General features: G+C 42.4%; 19 protein-coding genes and 1 pseudogene. 3 read left to right on the top strand and 17 right to left on the bottom strand.

Features of this window, described 5'->3' with window-relative positions; all coding sequences use genetic code 11:
* Positions 1–61: 61 nt before the first annotated feature.
* Positions 62–1,324, bottom strand: coding sequence for a DUF6287 domain-containing protein (locus ADI76_RS01565; protein WP_049514256.1), 1,263 nt, complete (start codon positions 1,322–1,324; stop codon positions 62–64).
* A gap of 251 nt (positions 1,325–1,575) precedes the next feature.
* On the opposite strand from ADI76_RS01565, the gene ADI76_RS01560 reads away from it, so the two are divergent.
* Both ADI76_RS01560 and ADI76_RS01555 read left to right on the top strand, forming a co-directional pair.
* A complete protein-coding gene (locus ADI76_RS01560) occupies positions 1,576–2,097 on the top strand; it encodes a DUF2975 domain-containing protein (protein WP_049514254.1) in 522 nt (173 codons plus the stop codon).
* Positions 2,098–2,107: 10 nt separating this feature from the next.
* Positions 2,108–2,314: a helix-turn-helix domain-containing protein gene (locus tag ADI76_RS01555; protein WP_003006064.1), complete on the top strand. Its 207-nt coding sequence runs from the start codon at positions 2,108–2,110 to the stop codon at positions 2,312–2,314.
* A gap of 266 nt (positions 2,315–2,580) precedes the next feature.
* Here ADI76_RS01555 and metG read toward each other — a convergent pair whose 3' ends face one another.
* The 12 genes from metG to xseA all read right to left on the bottom strand — a co-directional run bounded on the left by metG (position 2,581) and on the right by xseA (position 13,919).
* Positions 2,581–4,572: a methionine--tRNA ligase gene (metG, locus tag ADI76_RS01550; RefSeq protein WP_049514253.1), complete on the bottom strand. Its 1,992-nt coding sequence runs from the start codon at positions 4,570–4,572 to the stop codon at positions 2,581–2,583.
* A 157-nt stretch (positions 4,573–4,729) separates the two neighbouring features.
* A complete protein-coding gene (locus ADI76_RS01545; RefSeq protein ID WP_003012031.1) occupies positions 4,730–5,422 on the bottom strand; it encodes a phosphoglycerate mutase in 693 nt (230 codons plus the stop codon).
* 146 nt (positions 5,423–5,568) lie between these two features.
* Positions 5,569–6,015 carry a Fur family transcriptional regulator gene (locus tag ADI76_RS01540; RefSeq protein ID WP_080982765.1) on the bottom strand — a complete coding sequence of 149 codons (447 nt, stop codon included), beginning with the start codon at positions 6,013–6,015 and terminating at the stop codon, positions 5,569–5,571.
* A 544-nt stretch (positions 6,016–6,559) separates the two neighbouring features.
* Entirely contained in the window at positions 6,560–6,835 is a 276-nt protein-coding gene (locus ADI76_RS01535) for an HU family DNA-binding protein (RefSeq protein ID WP_003006038.1), read from the bottom strand.
* 110 nt (positions 6,836–6,945) lie between these two features.
* Complete coding sequence (locus ADI76_RS01530; RefSeq protein WP_049514252.1) at positions 6,946–7,779, bottom strand: DegV family protein; 834 nt, start codon at positions 7,777–7,779, stop codon at positions 6,946–6,948.
* 88 nt (positions 7,780–7,867) lie between these two features.
* Positions 7,868–8,596, bottom strand: coding sequence for a metallophosphoesterase (locus ADI76_RS01525; RefSeq protein ID WP_049514250.1), 729 nt, complete (start codon positions 8,594–8,596; stop codon positions 7,868–7,870).
* Positions 8,597–8,616: 20 nt separating this feature from the next.
* A complete protein-coding gene (recN, locus tag ADI76_RS01520; RefSeq protein WP_049514249.1) occupies positions 8,617–10,275 on the bottom strand; it encodes a DNA repair protein RecN in 1,659 nt (552 codons plus the stop codon).
* Positions 10,276–10,281: 6 nt separating this feature from the next.
* Entirely contained in the window at positions 10,282–10,716 is a 435-nt protein-coding gene (locus ADI76_RS01515; protein WP_003012247.1) for an arginine repressor, read from the bottom strand.
* Positions 10,706–11,524: a TlyA family RNA methyltransferase gene (locus tag ADI76_RS01510; protein WP_049514247.1), complete on the bottom strand. Its 819-nt coding sequence runs from the start codon at positions 11,522–11,524 to the stop codon at positions 10,706–10,708. The genes ADI76_RS01515 and ADI76_RS01510 overlap by 11 nt, the downstream gene beginning before the upstream one ends.
* Complete coding sequence (locus tag ADI76_RS01505) at positions 11,517–12,392, bottom strand: polyprenyl synthetase family protein (protein WP_049514246.1); 876 nt, start codon at positions 12,390–12,392, stop codon at positions 11,517–11,519. The genes ADI76_RS01510 and ADI76_RS01505 overlap by 8 nt, the downstream gene beginning before the upstream one ends.
* Positions 12,389–12,601 (bottom strand): exodeoxyribonuclease VII small subunit, encoded by a 213-nt coding sequence (locus ADI76_RS01500; protein WP_049514244.1) that lies wholly within the window; start codon positions 12,599–12,601, stop codon positions 12,389–12,391. Before ADI76_RS01500 ends, ADI76_RS01505 begins: the two co-directional genes overlap by 4 nt.
* A complete protein-coding gene (xseA, locus tag ADI76_RS01495) occupies positions 12,579–13,919 on the bottom strand; it encodes an exodeoxyribonuclease VII large subunit (RefSeq protein WP_049514242.1) in 1,341 nt (446 codons plus the stop codon). Before xseA ends, ADI76_RS01500 begins: the two co-directional genes overlap by 23 nt.
* 217 nt (positions 13,920–14,136) lie before the next feature.
* On the opposite strand from xseA, the pseudogene ADI76_RS10820 reads away from it, so the two are divergent.
* Positions 14,137–14,280: pseudogene (locus ADI76_RS10820) on the top strand (2-hydroxycarboxylate transporter family protein); the annotation flags it as partial.
* Positions 14,281–14,337: 57 nt separating this feature from the next.
* Here the strand turns inward: ADI76_RS10820 and ADI76_RS01490 are convergent.
* The 4 genes from ADI76_RS01490 to ADI76_RS01475 all read right to left on the bottom strand — a co-directional run bounded on the left by ADI76_RS01490 (position 14,338) and on the right by ADI76_RS01475 (position 18,949).
* Positions 14,338–15,792 (bottom strand): glycoside hydrolase family 32 protein, encoded by a 1,455-nt coding sequence (locus ADI76_RS01490; RefSeq protein ID WP_049514239.1) that lies wholly within the window; start codon positions 15,790–15,792, stop codon positions 14,338–14,340.
* A gap of 9 nt (positions 15,793–15,801) precedes the next feature.
* Entirely contained in the window at positions 15,802–16,647 is an 846-nt protein-coding gene (locus ADI76_RS01485; protein ID WP_023917473.1) for a carbohydrate ABC transporter permease, read from the bottom strand.
* A 1-nt stretch (position 16,648) separates the two neighbouring features.
* Positions 16,649–17,551 carry a carbohydrate ABC transporter permease gene (locus ADI76_RS01480; protein ID WP_023917471.1) on the bottom strand — a complete coding sequence of 301 codons (903 nt, stop codon included), beginning with the start codon at positions 17,549–17,551 and terminating at the stop codon, positions 16,649–16,651.
* Positions 17,552–17,635: 84 nt separating this feature from the next.
* On the bottom strand, positions 17,636–18,949 hold the full coding sequence (locus ADI76_RS01475) for an ABC transporter substrate-binding protein (protein WP_009732412.1): 1,314 nt from the start codon (positions 18,947–18,949) through the stop codon (positions 17,636–17,638).
* Positions 18,950–19,009 lie beyond the last annotated feature (60 nt).

Here is a 19,009-nt window from a genome sequence, read left to right as displayed (position 1 = left end):
TGCGGAGGTGGGACGACGAAATCGAATTCTAACGAATTACCGATTTCTGTCCCACTCTCTTTTATTGACGGTAGAAATATTGATCAGCTGGGTAGTTTCCTGCAGATTGAGTGAGCACCAGACGTGGCTTGCTGGTATCAGACTGGTCTCCATCTGGATTTTGGAACCCGATTTTCAGAAGTCCAATCGCAGCACCAGTCTCACCCATCTTCATCTCAACATAAGGGATCTTGCTTTTCTTATCCGAGTCCGCAACAGCCTTGAGGCTGCCTTGGCCCTTGACTTTTCCGTCTGCTTGGATGACGATCTCAGCACCTTTGCCATTGCGCCAGGTTCCAGCTAAGCTTGAGAAGTCGCCTCCGTTAATGGCCGCAATATCCAAGTCTTTCTCTTTTTTCGGTTGCGGATAAGCTTTCCACCACTCTAGATGGTAATCCCGAAAGGCCACATCTCCAAAGAGAATCCGACGTTCTTGGGAAGCCACTCCATCAGGACCTGTCACACCTGGCGGGATCAAGTACAAGATTTGCTCCTGCCCTTGGATCGCAGTCGCATTGGCCCCAGTGAAATAAACTTCATAATAGCCTTTTCGCTTCTTGGGCTCTTTTTCTTTATTGAGCAGGTAACTCGCCCGAGTACCTCCACTCCAGAAAGTCCAGCCGGTCTCACCATTTACAATGCTTGGAAAGGCGTTGGTCTTGTTTTGGTAATACTCTTCTGGAGTATAGCCATAGAGTTTAAAACCGGAATCGGCGATTTCCTTTTCATAGGCATCATTGGAATAGGCACCCTCAAACGGTGAAAGATTGCCATCAAGGATAACATCATTTGGATCTGTCGATTTGAAGAAATCCTCCCTGTTGGCAAAGACCATCTCGTGGTCAGGATTTTTGTCAGACATGGTCACCGTAATCAAAGGCTTCTTATCCGTCTTATATTTGAAGACGCGAACAGTGACTGTAAAATCGGTATTGCCATCGGACTTTTTCATCTTGCCTGTCGAAACCTTATTAGACCCTTCGACCTTCCAATCCGTGCTAAATTCAGCAGCTACCTTGCCGTCAGCCGTTTGGTAATCGATCTTCCAGGCCTTGCCTTTTTTCTCGATTTTGGCTTCGTCCCGTTCATTGGAGACATAATCGCCACTCAAGTCAATGGCTTTTTCTTTTGGCTTGGTGACCTTCTTGCTGGTCTGGTTAAATTCCTTTTGATGGTCTGGTTGGATGTTGGAACTAGAGTAGAGATAGACCCCACCGATCAGAACAGCTGCTCCGACCAGTCCCAAAATCGGCCCTAGGTATTTTTTCTTCCATTTTAGATTCATTTTACTACCTCCATGGAATAAGATCTTTACACTAGTATACCCTAAATCGACAGTATAGTAAAATTCCCCTCTATGTAGTGGTTTTCCAGCTTGAGACTTTTTTAAAGTCTTAACAAAGAATACCTGTTTTGCAAAAACAATATTTTGTTTATCATTATTTTTTTATCGTTTTTCGATACTTTTTTATTGACTTATTTTTTATAAGGAGTATACTATAAGTGAAAAATAAATTAACTTCAAGGAGGCTTGCGATGAAAAACTCAAAAACCTTAAAAGATGTCATTGAAGTCTTAACGGCTTTCATTTACTTCTGTGGCTTTATGACCTTGGTAGCACTGGTCATCCACCTGCTTTCCCGGATGGGAGTGTTTAAGGAGATCGTTCAAACTGGACGCTTGTCCTTTGATATCAATGGCATCCAGCTCTTTCCCCAACATCCGCAACCTCTCTGGCAGTTGCTCTTCCCACTAGCCTCAAGCGCTATCTATATTTACCTTCTCATCACCATTCGCAGCTTCCTCCAAAATCTCTACCAAGAAAAGATCTTTTCTCACTCCAACATTGATCTTTGCAATCGAGCTTGGAAGATTCTCTTGGTCTTGTCCTTTATGTCTGGCACACTTGAAACCAGTGGCAATGCTTATCTCCTTCCCTTCACCTTCCGATTGACCTTTAACACGGGACTTCTCCTTACCGTCCCAATTGTCTGGGTCCTTGGCAAGATTTTAGAGAGAGGGATTGAAATTGCTGAAGAAAATGAGCTAACCATTTAAGGAGGGGACCATGATTATCGTCAATCTAGATGTCATGCTGGCCAAGCGAAAAATGAAATCCAATGAGCTAGCCGACAAAATCGGCATCACGACAGCCAACCTCTCCATTCTCAAGACCGGCAAGGCCAAAGCCATCCGCTTCACCACCCTTGAAGCCATCTGTAAAGAACTCGACTGCCAGCCAGGAGATATCCTGGAATACCGGCCTGATGAATAGGAACTATATTCGGAGACTTTTCTTGGGTGAGGACGGACGGTAGCGTATCCCTTTGGGATTCCATACCTAAGATTTGATCCCACTGTCTCAAATCTTCTGAGAGTTTGAAACGAAAATGTTTCAGACTCTTTTCTCACTGCGGAAGTCTCCATTAACATTCATGACAAATAGAACTCATCTACCATCCTTGTAAAACTCAATGATGGGAACTATATAGATACAGTAAAAGCACTCCCGCGGGAGTGCTTTTCATATACAATTATCGTTTAGCCAATGATGCTTCCATTTGGTACAGATGGATCAACTGTTAAGACTGTTAATTGATCCCCGTGTTCTGCGGAAAGAATCATGCCTTGACTGACATATTTCTTCATCATCTTACGTGGTTTAAGGTTGGCCACGATTTGAAGTTTCTTGCCGACCAATTCTTGTTCATTTGGATAGAATTTCGCGATACCAGAGAGGATTTGACGATCTTCACCATCTCCTGCATCTAAACGGAAGCGAAGCAACTTGTCAGATCCTTCGACGCGTTCCACTTCTTTGACTTCTGCGACACGGATTTCAACCTTGTCAAATTCTTCAAACTTGATCTCATCTTTTTCAGACTTGAGTTCCACTTCTTCTGGAATCCATTCTTTTTCTTGTGGTTTACCAGCAGTCATTTGCGATTGGATGTAGGCAATTTCTTCTTCCATGTCCAGACGTGGGAAGATTGGAGTTCCTTTGGCAACCACTGTAACATTTTCTGGGAAGCCAGCTAAGGTCAAGTTTTCAAGATCGAAGTCCAAGCCCAAGCCTAATTGTTCCATGATGGCATTTGAGGTATTCATCATAAATGGTTGGATCAGGTGAGCCACGACACGAAGGCTGGCTGCCAAGTGAGCCATTACCGCTGCCAATTGTTCCTTGTCACCATCTTCTTTAGCGAGGACCCAAGGAGCAGTCTCATCGATGTACTTGTTGGTACGAGAGATAATGTTCCATACAGCTTCTAAAGCGCGTGGGTAATCAACCGCGTTCATTTGCTTGTGGTATTCAGCGATGTTTTCTTCAACCACCTTGGCCAAATCTGCATCAAATGCAGTGACATTTTCGACATAAGCCGGAACTTGACCACCAAAGTATTTATTGATCATGGCTACCGTCCGGTTGAGGAGGTTTCCAAGGTCATTGGCTAATTCATAGTTGATACGAGCCACGTAGTCTTCTGGTGTAAAGGTACCATCTGAACCAACTGGCAAACTGCGCATGAGGTAGTAACGAAGCGGATCCAAGCCGAAGCGTTCCACCAACATTTCAGGGTAGATGACATTTCCTTTAGACTTAGACATCTTACCGTCTTTCATGACAAACCAACCATGGCCAATCAAACGTTCTGGCAATTTGATATCCAACATCATGAGAAGGATCGGCCAGTAGATGGAGTGGAAACGAAGGATGTCTTTTCCGACCATGTGGAAGACGGTTCCGTTCCAGAATTTGTCAAAGTTTTCATGATCCTCTTGACTGTAACCAAGAGCTGTCACATAGTTAAGCAGAGCATCAAACCAAACGTAGACAACGTGTCTAGGATTGGATGGAACTTGTACTCCCCAGGTAAAGGTAGTCCGAGATACTGCCAAGTCTTCCAAACCTGGCTCGATGAAGTTTTTCAACATTTCATTGAGACGGCCATCTGGAGTGATGAAGTCTGGTTGGGATTTGAAAAACTCAACCAAGCGGTCTTGGTATTTGCTGAGGCGAAGGAAATAAGATTCTTCAGAAACCCATTCTACTTCGTGGCCTGATGGGGCCACCCCACCGATGACCTTGCCATTCTCATCACGGTATACCTCAGCCAATTGGCTTTCTGTAAAGAACTCTTCATCAGATACTGAATACCAACCAGAGTATTCACCAAGGTAGATGTCGTCTTGAGCCAGCAAGCGTTCAAAGACCTGGGCCACCACTTTTTCATGGTAATCGTCTGTCGTACGGATGAATTTATCGTATGAGATATCGAGTAATTGCCAGAGTTCTTTCACTCCAACAGCCATCCCATCTACATAAGCCTGCGGCGTAATGCCAGCTTCTTCAGCTTTTTGCTGGATCTTTTGACCGTGCTCATCAAGACCAGTCAGGTAGAAAACATCATAGTTCATCATACGTTTGTAACGCGCCAAGACGTCACAGGCGATCGTTGTGTATGCTGAACCAATATGCAATTTACCAGATGGGTAATAGATAGGGGTTGTGATGTAGAATGATTTTGTCATGTTTCTTTTCCTTTCAGGGCTAATGGAACCCAATTTAGTAACACTCTATTATAACATTTTTAGGAGACCCTGAAAACCCAAAAGCGGCTAGGTTTGCGATGAACAAAAAAAGCTGACCGAAGTCAGCTTTCTATGATTGATAACAAATCACGCTATCTTACTTTCCAAGATAGTATTCTTTTACAACGTTCAATTTTTCGTCAAATTCGAATACCAATGGTGGGAAGTTAGGGATTTCCACATCCATGATTTCGTCGTCTGACAATTGTTTGATGTGTTTTACAAGGGCACGGATTGAGTTACCGTGTGCTCCTACGAATACGTTTTTACCGTCTTTAAGAGCTGGAGCGATTTTATCTTCCCAGAATGGAAGGGCACGTTCCAAAGTAACTTTCAAGTTTTCAGCATCTGGAATTACTGAGTCATCAAGTGAAGCGTAACGACGGTCAGTGTGTGCTGAGTGTTCATCATCACGGTCCATTGCAGGAGGCAATACATCGTATGAACGACGCCAGATGTGAACTTGTTCATCACCAAATTGTTCAGCAGCTTCTGCTTTGTTTTTACCAGTCAAACCACCGTAGTGACGTTCGTTCAAGCGCCATGATTTTTCAACTGGAACCCACAATTGGTCAGAAGCTTCAAGAGCCAAGTTAGTTGTTTTGATCGCACGTTTCAATACTGAAGTGTATGCTTGGTCAAATTCGATACCAGCTTCTTTGATCAATTTACCAGCGTCGATCGCTTGTTGTGTACCTTTTTCAGACAAATCAACATCAGCCCAACCAGTGAAAAGGTTAGCTTTGTTCCATTCAGACTCACCGTGGCGAGCAAAAACCAATTTTACCATTAGATGGATCTCCTTTTTATTCTCCGAGGTTTCCCCCGTTTATCTATTTTATTCTACTAGATTTTCAGTAAAAAATCTAGTGGCGACCATAGAAAAGTGCAATTTCTCACAAAAAAGAGCCTGACGGCTCTCTTGGAATATCTTCATCATTGTTTTTGACAGTCTGGGCAAATACCATAGACGGTCATTTGGGTCTTGGTGATCTGGTAGCCACTTTGACTCGCTGCTTCTTCGCGAAGATCTGGGACTTCAATGTCCACATCTGCGATACGACCACATTTTTCACACACCACATTCAAATGGTCATGCCCCATGAAATCAAAATAGGTCGTGGTATCATTGCGAACCTTGATCTCAGAAACAACCCCCTCATCAATTAAAACCTTGATATTGTTGTAGACAGTTGCTAGACTCATACTTGGAAACTGAGGCAATAAATCGCGATAGATCTTCTCAGCGCTTGGATGTTCATGACTCGCCACTAAATAGGAAAGAACTGCTCTGCGAGTATCGGTTATCCGAATGCCCTTGGCACGCAAACTTTGCAAAACTTCTTCCACGCGCTCTTCTTCATGACGATGCAATGCGTTCACTATGATCCCCCCTTTCCAATATGATTTAATCGATTCGTTACCCCTATTATAGCATGTTTCAAAATAAATCACTATTTAGAATGCTTTTAATTAAAAAAATGTCCAGTGGACATTGATTCACGAGCCTGAAAACGAAAAAGCGAGTTCATGTCCAGTGGACATTGATTCACCAACTTGAAAACGGAAAAGCGAGGTTATGTCCAGTGGACATTGAGTCACGAGCCTGAAAATGAAAGAGCAAAACCCCTAGGTGACATTGAGTCATTCACTAATGTCTCTATCCCCTCTCAGCCGATCCAACTGGTCATCCAGCGTACGGTTCCTAGGATCATCTTAACCACGAGGATCATAAAGCAAAATTCCAGTACAAACCACAGCCCTTTCAGTAGATACAAAATAGGTCGGATAAACAACAAGGCAAAGAGGCCTAAAATGAATCGCATGGTCTTTTCTCTCTTTCTTTTTTCCTATTATACCCTTATCCTATAGAGCTGTCCAACAAAAAAACCATCCTAGAAATCTAGGATGGCTTTTCAAAATGCAATTATTTAACTGCTTCTTTAAGAGCTTTACCAGCTTTGAATGCTGGAACTTTAGAAGCTGCGATTTTGATTTCTTTACCAGTTTGTGGGTTGCGACCTTTACGAGCTGCACGTTCACGAACTTCAAAGTTACCGAAACCGATCAATTGAACTTTTTCACCTTTTGAAAGGTATTCTGAAACTGCTGCAAATACAGCGTCAACAGCTGCTGCTGAATCTTTTTTAGTCAATTCTGTAGCTTCTGCCACTTTTGCGATCAAATCTTGTTTGTTAGCCATTTAACAAATCCTCCAAATTTTTTTAGGCTTTACGCCTTAACAGTACTATAATATCTAAAAAAAGCCTTTAGGTCAAGTACTAAACCTGTTTTTTCAAACATTTATTCAGCTTATTCGTAGCGTACCAAAACTGCAAATGCATTCTCACCTGTATGGGTTTGAATAATCGATCCAGTTTCGAGAACAGGGATTGCTTTTTCAACGAGCGATTGCAACTGAGCCTTCATTTCATTGGCCCACTCTGGTGTTCCTGCATAAGAGATTCCGATCTCAGCCACCTTATTATGGGAAAGTTTCTCTACCAATTCATCCAACCATTTCTTAAAGGTCTTGTTTCCACGGCCCTTGACGATTGGTTCCAACTGATGGTCCTTCATTTGCATCACCACACGGATGTTAAGAAGCGAGCTCAAAAGTCCGGTAACACGGCCAATTCGACCACCTTTAACTAGATTTTCCAAGGTAGATACGCCGATATACAACTCTGTCTTTTCTTTGACTTCTTCAATACGAGCTAAAACGGTGTCTAGATCTGCTCCTTCTTTAGCCAACTTGGCTGCTTCAACGACTTGGAACTTCATGGCTTGATCTGTAAAGCCACTATCAATCACAGTCACTTCTGCTCCTGACAAGGTTGCTCCTTGACGTGCCGCCTCTACTGTTCCTGACAAGGCATGAGACATATGAATCGAAACGATATGAGCTCCGTCTGCTGCTAACTTTTCATAAATTTCCGCAAAAACTCCAACGGGTGGTTGGCTGGTTTTTGGAAGATTTTTGCTAGACTGCATTAAGCGCAAGAAGTCCCCTTGGCCCAACTCACTGTCAGAATAAAGGACTCCATCCACCATAACAGAAAGCGGCACAATCGTAATGCCATATTCTTCAACCACTTCAGGCTCAATTGTAATAGATGAGTCTGTAACTATTTTAATATTTGCCATATATTCCTATACTCTTCCTAGAATGTTCTGCTTTCATTATATCAAAAAACACGGGGTTTTGCAGTGAAAGATAACTAGTTCGGCTCCCTTAATCATCTGCGGCAGAAAAACCTGTATTGTGAAGGACATGGTCTTGGACAATTCCTTGATCATCCAAGAGCAACCCATGGAGAACCCCTCCATAAACAGCGCCCCCATCGACACCCATTTTTTGATCTGAAATCCAAAGATTTTCGGTACCGACTGGCTCATTGAGCAGTCCATAGACCGGTGTATGACCAAAGACGATCCATTTGCCTGTCTGATTCTCCGCTTCATGGAATGGTTTTCGGATCCAGACCTTTTGGTAGTCACTGGTTTCCCGCCAATTTTCAAGGGTTAGATCCACACCGGCGTGGACAAAGTAATAGCTCTCTGTCTCATAGTCAAAGGGCAAACTGCGGATGAAGGACACCAATTCAGGAACAGTGCTCTCTACTGCTTGCGCATCTGCAACCCCATCTACAGGAGCATCGAGCGGGCGTCCCAATAGAGAATTAATGGTCGTATCGCCACCATTTCTTCGGTAGTGGTCATAACGTTCTTCTGGATTGTCCAACCAAGCTAAAAACATGTACTCGTGGTTTCCGGAAAGGCAAACAGCTCCGTGATGGTCTACGTAGTCTTTTACAATCTCAATCGATCGCTTGCTGTTTTCACCTCGATCTATCAAATCCCCTAAAAAGACCAATTGAGCTTTTCCGTCCCACTCTGTCATGAGCTCTTCTAGCATTTGTGCTTTCCCGTGAATATCTCCGACTACAAAGTATGTTGACATGGTTATAAACCTTCTTTCTCTTAACGCTTGAGAAGTTGCTCTGCCTGTTGACGGGCAGCTTCCGTTAGATCTTCTCCTGCAAGCATCTTAGCAATTTCTTCGATTCGTTCTTCTCTATTGAGCAAGCGCACAGTTGATACGGTAGAGTGTGCATCACTGATCTTTTCAATATAGAATTGATAATCCGCTGCTGCGATGACTTGAGGTAGGTGCGAAATAGCAAGCACTTGGCCATTTTGACCAATCTTATGAATTTTCGCTGCGATCGCTTGGGCCACGCGCCCAGAAACTCCTGTGTCTACCTCATCAAAGACGATACTGGTTTTTCCTTCTTTTCGAGAAAAAGCAGACTTAATGGCCAACATCAAGCGTGACAATTCTCCGCCGGATGCTACCTTGACCAGCGGTTTAAAGTCCTCACCTGGGTTGGTCGAAATGTAAAATTCAACAGCTTCATTTCCTTCACGATTAAACTTAGCTTTGCTAAAGCGCACTTGGAAGCGCGCCTTGTCCATGTAAAGGTCCGCTAATTCTTGCTGGATTTCATTTTCTAAAGCTTGGGCCAAGGCATGCCGCTGATCACTCAAATCTTGAGCCAAGGATACCAAATTCTTTTCCAAACGTTTGAGTTCTTTTTCTAATTCCTCAGATGAGAGGTCACTTCCGGTGAGGAGGCTATATTCTTTAGTAATTTGCGCCAGGTATTCTAAGACATCCTTGACTTGGCCTCCATACTTTCGTGTGATGGAGTGGATCAAATCCAAACGAGACTCCACCTGCATGAGACGATTGCCATCAAACTCCAGACCATCGACCACATCTTCTAAGCGCTTGGTAATATCCTCAAGGGCATAGAAGGTTTCCGCCAGCTGGCCTGAGAGCTCTTTGTAGCTGGGATCGTATTCTTCGATACTTTCCAAATCATTCATGGCTGAGCGAACATTGGCTAGGCTCGAGAATTCTTCTGCATCCAGCATGGTATAGGCATTGGTTAGGGTATCTGCGATCATCTTGTGATTGAGCAGGCGTTGGCGCTCTTGCTCCAGACGCACATCCTCCTCCACTTCCAAGGCAGCTGCCTCAATCTCTGCAATCTGAAACTCCAACATCTCAATACGAGCCTTGTTTTCCTGCTGGTTGCGCTGGAGTTCCACCACTTGTTTACGCAGGCGTTTGTAGTCTTCAAAGGTCTGACGATAAGCGGTTTTGGTTTGGAAAAAGGCGGCATCCCCAAATTCATCTAGCATAGTGATATGCAATTGGGGGCGCATGAGTTCTTCCTGATCATGCTGGCCATGGATGTCCACCAAATGTTGTCCGACTGCTTTTAAGACCGATAAATTCACCATTTGGCCATTGATCCGGCTGACACTTCGTCCATTTTGCAGGATCTCTCGGCGGATGATCAATTCATCCGTCCACTCTAATCCTTGTTCTTCAAAGAGCGCTGTCAAGTGGCGATTGCTCTCAACAGCAAAGAGACCTTCGATTTCCGCTTTTGGGGCTCCGTGGCGAATGACATCCGTCGTTGCACGGCTTCCCAGCATCATGTTCATAGCATCGATAATGATGGATTTCCCTGCACCTGTTTCCCCTGTCAGTACCGTCATTCCCTTTTCAAAATTTAAGGAAATCTCTTCGATAATGGCAAAGTTCTTAATCGAAATTTCTAATAGCATAGGCTCTTACCACCCAAAGATTGATTTGAGGATATTCTCTGCTTCTGGTGCGGAATAAGCAATCAACAAAATCGTATCATCATCTGCGACAATACTAAAGATATGATCTTTATAAATCTCCCGCAAACGACGTTTGACTAAAGGCGCTGTCCCTGGAACCATGGTGAAATTGACATATTCTCCCATGCGACGATGAGACAAGATATTGCTTTCAATCATCCCAATCCCTTGGTGGTGCTTACGTGGCAATTCATAGACATAGGTCATGTCTTTCAGAGGGCGTTTTACAATGCCCAATTCTTTGATATCCCGTGATACCGTCGCTTGGGTTGCTGAGATGCCTTCTTCTTTCAAATGTTCGACGATCTCTTCTTGGGTCCCCACTTCATGATCGCGAATGAAGCGGCGAATTTTTTCTAATCTGATATTCTTACTCTTCATGTTTAAATTCCTTATGTGCCAGCTCCACAACAGCCTCCAGCTGCTCTGTAGTTGGCTTTGTTTTCTCTTCTTTTTTTTCTAGATACATCAAAAATTCGATGTTGCCATGGCCTCCTTGGATAGGGGAATAATCTACTCCCATTACAGAAAAGCCATGCGTTCCTGCAAATGTAGCGACCTTTTCAAGAACCGCTAAATGAATCTTAGGATCCTTAATGATCCCATTTTTTCCGATCTGATCGCGTCCTGCCTCAAACTGAGGTTTGACCAGCGCTACGACTTGTCCATTTTCTACCAAAATCCGATGAAGGGCTGGCAGAATCAAGTCCAAGGAAATAAAGCTGACATCGATACTCGCAAAGCTCGGTGTCGCTTCAAAATCATCTGGCTGGGCATAGCGGAAATTGAACTGTTCCATCGAGACTACCCGAGGATCATTGCGCAATTTCCAGGCCAACTGATTGGTCCCGACATCCACCGAAAAGACCTGGCTGGCTCCATTTTGCAGCATGACATCTGTAAACCCACCTGTAGAAGCTCCAATATCAATCGCAATTTTATCCTCTACAGTTAAGCCAAATTGGTTCAAGGCTTTTTCTAATTTGAGTCCGCCGCGGCTGACATACTTGAGCTTTTCACCCTTTAATTTCAACTCGGTCGCTTCATCAATTTTTTCACCCGGTTTATCAAAGCGCTCACCATTGATAACGGCAACGACAAGGCCTGCCATCACCCCTCTTTTGGCTTGTTCGCGGGTATCAAATAGGCCTTGTTTATAGGCTAATACATCCACTCTTTCCTTAGCCATCTATTCGTAATCCTTCTATTAATTTCTTGATTGCTTGTGGATCAAAGTCGCAAGCAGCTGTAATCTGATCCAACAAGTCCTCGCAAACGTCTAATTCGCTTGTAAGCAAAGCTTTTGATTCTTCCAATCCCAAGAGGGCTGGATAAGTCGATTTTTCTGCCACTAAGTCCTTTTGAGGAGTCTTACCTAGAGCTTCAAAATCAGCGACCAAATCCAAAATATCATCCCGTACTTGAAAAGCCAGCCCTAATGTTTTCCCAATTGTTTCTAGAAGCTGACCAATGTCTGCTTGCAACTCTAAAATCGAGGCTGCTGCGATGAATGGATAGGCAAGGAGTCGTCCTGTCTTATTGGCATGGATGGTCTGCAATTCTGCTAGCGTGAGCTGTTTATGCTCCCCTTCCATGTCAAGGACTTGGCCAGCTACCATTCCACGACTTCCGGATGCATCCGACAATTTAAGGATCAAAGAGACCTTGACCGCATCAGGAAGGGCACTGGCAGCTATCATTCCAAAGGGATCGAGAAAAAGCGCATCCCCTGCTAAAATCGCCAAGTCTTCTCCAAATTTCTTGTGGTTGGTCAATTGCCCCCGACGGTAATCGTCATTGTCCATGGCCGGTAGATCATCATGAATAAGGCTTCCTGTGTGGATCATCTCCAAAGCCCCTGCCACCTGAAAATGGGCTTCTGTCAACTCCTGACCGAAGACTTCTAACAATTCTAGAAGAAGCATTGGGCGCAGGCGTTTTCCACCTGCTTGAATCGAATAAAGGACCGACTCCACTAAATGGGGAGCGATGGATTTTTCCTCATAAAAAGAGCGAATCGCTTGTTCTACTCTATTTCGTTTTTCTTCTTGTCTCATGCTAGATCCGTTTCAGTACCATCTGCTTGCATGACCTTGACCAAGGTTTTCTCTGCTTGATCCAAGGTATCTTGCAATTCTTTTGACAACTTCATTCCTTTTTGGAATTCAGAGATAGCTTCTTCAAGAGCTACATCTCCACTCTCCAATTTCTGGACGATGGCTTCCAAATCTGCTAAATTTTCTTCAAATTTCTTTTCTTTCGACATGTTTTACCTCTACTTCTAACTGGCCATCTCTCATGATGAGGGACAGCGGGTCTCCTTCTTTTACTTTCGAAACCGAATCCAAGACCTGATCGTCTTGCTTGACCATGGCATAGCCACGCGCAATAATCCGACTAGTATCCAGCATCAAGAGGGCTTCTGATAAGCCTTGAACCTTGATCTTTTGCTCTTTTAGGACTTGTTCCATGCGGCTGGTTAAGAGTCTCTTATCTTGGAAGACACGGTCTTGATAACGTTCGATACGATGCAAAGGAGACATAGCCTCTAGACGATGACGCAGTCCTTGCAGCTGATTGTCCCCTTGTCCATAAACTTCTCGCATCCCTTGTTTCAATCGTAATTGCAACTGGTCAATCTTTTGCAGGTAGCCATCATAGAGTCTCTCGGGCTGTCTAAAAATAACCGATTGACTTAATTTGGCCAAACGTTCACGATTATAGGCCAAACGATTGGACATGGCTGTTGCCATGCGATTCTCCTGCTTTTGTATATGCGACAAGAGATCCAATTTCGTCACCGGAGTGGCTAATTCAGCTGCTGCTGTCGGAGTAGCGGCTCGTCGGTCCGCTACAAAATCTGCTAGAGTCGTGTCTGTCTCATGTCCCACACTGGAAATAATGGGAATTCTAGACTCAAAAATAGCCCGCACAACCGGCTCTTCATTAAAGGCCCAGAGGTCTTCAATCGAACCACCCCCACGACCGATGATCAAGACATCTAGGTCCGTCCGAGCATTGGCCTTCTGGATATTAGCAACCACCTCACTTGCAGCCCCTTCTCCCTGGACCTTGGTCGGGTAGAGCACAATCTCTACACCAGGGAAGCGTCGGCTCACTGTCGTGATAATATCGCGAATCACGGCCCCACTTTGACTGGTAATAACCCCGATTTTTCTTGGAAACTGTGGCAGAGCTTGTTTCCACCGATCCTGAAAGAGCCCTTCTTCGGTCAACTTTTTCTTGAGTTGCTCAAACTGGATGGCCAAGGCCCCCACTCCATCTGGCTCCGCCTTTTCGATGACAATGGAATAACTCCCACTTGGTTCATAAAGCTGAATCCGTCCAATGACGTTGATTTTCATGCCTTCTTCTAGCTCAAAGCCAAAACTCTTATAGATCCCAGCCCAAACAGTCGCCTGAATCACAGCCTTTTCATCCTTTAGAGAGAAATACTGGTGATTAGGACGCTTCCGAAAATTCGAAACCTGACCCGTCAAATAGACCCGCTCCAGATAGGGGTCCTTATCAAATTTTAACTTGAGGTATTTGGTCAGACTGGATACGGATAAATAGTTGGACATAGGAACTCCTTTCTGCAGAATATGATCAAGTTTAATTATACCAAAAAACACCAAAAAAGGCTGGCAGACAAAGCGAAATCATGAATTTCCTTTCTCCACAATCCTCATTTTATTCAAGTCACTTTCTACTGGTCTTTTTTAAACCAGCTTCCTTATTTTTCACACTTCTCTAATCGTTCAATAAAGGAGCTAAGAAGTGTTTGGAGTTCCCTTCATTAACTCTATGGGAGGAACTGGATATATCTCCGTTCTCTCTGCATCTGATCGCATGGAAATGATCGCCTTCGCCCAAATGGCTAACCGACTGAGCGGGGCTATCATCCTCATTCTCGGAGGACTCCTCGCTTCCGTCCTATCCTAAAACAAAAAGACAAGTCCTGCGACTTGTCTTTTTGTTCTTTAGGAGATTGTTGTATACCTATTTTTGATATGTTTTTACAACTAAATCGACCCCTTCATCTGCTTTGAAGGTATAGACAGGGTTCTCAGTCGTTTCATAAAAGGTCATTGATAGAGTTTTACCATCCACGAATACTTCAATTGAGTTGGTATCTCGAAGAATCGAGAAATGAAGATCCTTTTCACCATCCAACTGAATCCATCTTGATTGAATTTCTGGGCTTTCTTTTCCAGAAATGAGGTGTCCAAATTGGTCTCGACTCAAGCTAAAGCGTTTATTGGAGGCATCGTAAATCAATTGCAAGGCACTATCAGCATAAGATTCATTCCCATAGCTTAGGATAAAGGAGCGACCTGATTTAGCACCTATCTCAAACAAGGTTTGTTTCCCTCTAGCTGGGATCGTGATTTGATTGCCCTTCACAATGGTTTCTGACGCATTCTCTACAAGGAAGTGATCTTTCACAGACTCAGGTAATTCCTGAACCAATCTTCCGTCTCTCAAACCTAATTTTCTAGGAACCGTCATGCTTCCTGCCCAACCATGACCTAAGTCATGACTAGGGATGGAACGTTGCCACATTTGCATCCAAGCAACCATGTATCGTTCGCCATTTGGTCCTTGACAAGTTTGAGGAGCATAGAAGTCCAAGCCACCATCAATTTCATCATATGAATCGACAACAAACTGACCCGTTTCCCAATTCATGTCACCGATAAAGGCAACAGTCGAATTTAAATTCCAGTATTTTTCTTGCTGTCTTTCCATTTCAATGGGAGACAGAATCAAGACCCATTTACCATCTAAGGGGAAGAAATCCGGACATTCCCACATGATACCTTGCCCTTTTTCACCTTCCAGTAAGACTGATTTAAAGCTCCAGTCCTCTAGATTACTTGACGCAAACAAGAGAATTTGCCCTCGATCATCTACTGTTTTGGAAGCAACTACAGTATAATAGCTTCCTTTGTATTCAAAGACTTTGGGATCACGAAAATCAGCAATATCTGCGATACCATCAATATGCTGCACATGAATCACTGGATTAGTGGGGATTTTTTCAAAGGTAATGCCATCCGTCGATACCGCAAGACACTGAGTTTCTTCGCGCTTTTCCTCATCGTCTACATGACCCGTATACAGCAAGTAGAGCTTGTCGTCTTTCACGATAGCACTACCCGAGAAGCAGCCATCCTTATCATAGCTTTCACTTGGCGCTAATGCTACTGGCAGTTCTTCCCAATGGAGAAGATCTTTTGATTTGGCATGTCCCCAATGCATGGGCCCCCAAACACTATCATAGGGATAGAATTGGTAAAACAAATGGTATTCTCCGCGGAAATAAACAAAGCCATTAGGATCGTTCATCCAGCCAATTGGAGGTAGTAAGTGAAAGGATCCTCTATATTGCTGGTCAACCTTCTCCCTGTTTTCATCGATATACTGATTCGCTTTTCGAATAGTTTCCTTCATCCTTATCACCTACTTAATACCTGTTCCAGACCCACCTAAACCTTGAATAATATATTTTTGTGCTACGATATATACTAGAATAAGTGGAATTGTAGAAATTGTCAAAACAGCCATTACTTGATTGATATAAACTGGTTGAGTTGTATTAATGGTTGTAATCGCTACCTGCATTGAAAATTTTGAAGAATCTGTTAACACCATCAACGGCCAGATATAATCATTCCAACTAGAAATAAAGGAAAGAACACCGACTGTTGCAACTGCTGGTTTCGACATCGGCAACATAATCTTGAAAAAGATCCGCAGGATACTTGCACCATCTATTTTTGCAGATTCGATAATTTCTTCTGGAATGGCAATAAAGAAGTTTCGGAAAAGATAGATATTAAAGACACTAGCTAATCCAGGGATAATAACCGCTAAACGATTATTGACTAAGCCAAGGGAATTAATAATTGTAAATTGAGGAATCAACACTGTTTCAATCGGAATGATTAACAATGCCAATAAAAAGCCAAATAGAATTTTTTTACCTGTAAAATTAATTTTTGCAAATGCAAATCCCGCTAAGGCATTTACTATAATAGACCCCAGTGCAAATGTTCCTGCATAAAAAATACTGTTCCCTAAGTATGTTAGAATACTAAAACGTGAAAGAACTTCTTGGTAAGGTTTAAACCAATCAGCTGGATTAAAACTAGGTAAGAAAGCTTTCCAACTTGTTAAATTCTTATACACATCTGCTTCTGGCTTCATTGCTGAAACCACCATCCAGATCATAGGAAATAGAAAGAGGCCTGCTAATAGAATTAATAAAATATATTCTAAAATAGAAGTCGGTTTTAAACGTTTCATCCTAATCGTCCTCCTTCAAAACTCGCCGTTGTACAAGACTGATCATACCAATCAATGTTGTAAATACTAAGGCAATAGAACTTGAATAACCAACGAGACGGTCTGTGAAACCTTGTTGGTAAATATAATATACCATTGTAATTGTTGAGTTTAGTGGTCCACCTTGAGTCATGACCATTGGTTGCACAATCAATTTAAATGCTGAAATCAATGTCGTCAAGAGTACAAATAAGGCAGTTGGTTTCAATAAAGGCATTGTGATGTATCTGAATTGAGCCCATTTTGAAAATCCATCCAACTCTGCTGCCTCATAAACATCTTGTGGAATATTTTGCATTCCTCCAAGGAATAACAACATTTGATAGCCTGCACCTTGCCATGCAGAAACAAATACAATTGCATACATGGCCTGTTTTGGACTTGTCAAGAATGGTTGTGAAGAAATACCAATTTTATTCAGTAGGGCATTAAGCAAACCATTATTTGGATTTAACAAGTATAGCCAAAGGATAGAGATAACCACGAGAGACATCACAACAGGAGCAAAGAATGCTACCTTAAAGAACATGTTTCCTTTACGTTTCTTATTTACGATTAAAGCCATACCAAGGGCTGCCCCAAGTTGTACTGGAATAATCCAAACAACAAATTTCAAGGTATTCAGGAAGCTTTTTATAAAGATCGGATCTTGTGCTAAGCGCATGAAATTTTGTAACCCTACAAATTTTCTGTCCTCTGGGGTCAATAGGTAATAATCTGTAAAGGCATAATAGATGACCATACCAACAGGTATCACCAAAAAGATAAAAAGTAATACTAAGGCTGGAGCTAAAAAGCTATAGCCCATAATATTTTCTTTAAGACGTTCTTTCTTTTTTGTTTCGACTTTCTTTGTTTCGCTCATTGTTCGTCTCCTAAGATGAAATCATTAAATAAAATAAGGTGGAAGGTACATTTCATAACTTTCCTTCCACCTTTTGAATATCAACTATTTATTTAAAGATTGGTCGATTGCTGTTTGCATTTCTTTCGTACGAGCATCTAATACTTTTTGTACATCTGGATTATCTTTATAATAGCTGATATCTTGCATCGCTTGTTGGAAAGCGCGTGAAACTTGTGGATAAGCTACTACAACAGGACGAGGATGGGCTGATACAGCATTTTGTTCCATCAAGAAGCGCAATGGTTCAGATACTTTATCCTTAATATTTTTAATTGTTGATTTTCTGATTGGAAGAACACTGTTCCCCAAGCTTATAATTTCACTAGATTCTGTATTTGTTGCAAACTTAACAAATTCAGCAGCAGCTTCTTTTTTATCAGATTTTGTTGTAACAGCTAATTGCCAACTACCTGAAGGTGAGACCAATTTCTTCGTTTTATCTGAAACTGGATAAGGAAGAATACCAAAATCAATATCTTTGTAATTTGTTTGTAGATCCCCAATCGTCCAAGACCCGCTTAGAACCATCGGATACTCACCTGTTTCAAATCCTTTTTCAACAGGACTAACTGTAGTGTAATCCTCTTTTACTAGATTTTGAATAAATTGAACAGCTTCAACACTTTCCTTACTATTGAAGTAACCTTCAGCTTTTGTTCCTTTAGAATTTACAACAGAACCACCATTTGACCAAATAAGAGGCATATAAGCATATGGTAACATCTCATCATTTGAATTCAAACGGAAATCGATTGCTGGTTTATTAAAATGATCTTTTAATTTCTTAGCAATAGCATTAAACTCAGACCATGTCCATGGTTTTTCAAGGGTTGGCAAACTCGCTTCATCAATCCCAGCTTCCTTAAACATCTTCTTGTTATAGTATACACCTACATTTGATTCAGAAAAACCAAACGCATAGAATTTACCATCATAAGTTCCCTGTTGTTTAATACTGTCCAGTACATCATCCATGTCATTGTCCTTTAGATAATCATCCAAGGGAGCAATCACTTTTGATTTTGCATAGGCAGCAGTATTTGGTCCATCTAGCGTAATAACATCTGGTAAACTATTTGTCGTAACAGCAGCGTTGACCTTATCTTCATATCCTCCACCGCTACCACTACGTGGAATATATTCTGTCACAACCTTGTATTTGGTTTTCTTTGACTTGTTGAAATTATCAACAACTTGTTGCCAAGCTTTTCCCTCAGCTGTTTCATCTGAGAATTGAACCCAGACTTTTATTTCGTCCGAAGAACTTGCAGTTTTGGATTTTGATCCCCCACCACATCCTGCAAGCAATCCTAATGATAGTGCTGCAACTACAGATAACTTAATACCTTTACGCATAGCGTCCTCCTTTTTGAAACGTTTCATTTTTTATTAATTTTTTAACTCAAACTAAAATAG

The organism is Streptococcus parasanguinis, assembly GCF_001074805.1.
GTDB classification, from domain to species: Bacteria; Bacillota; Bacilli; order Lactobacillales; family Streptococcaceae; genus Streptococcus; species Streptococcus parasanguinis_A.
The sequence above is the reverse complement of the archived record's forward strand: the minus strand, read 5'-3'. Positions and strand labels throughout refer to the sequence as shown.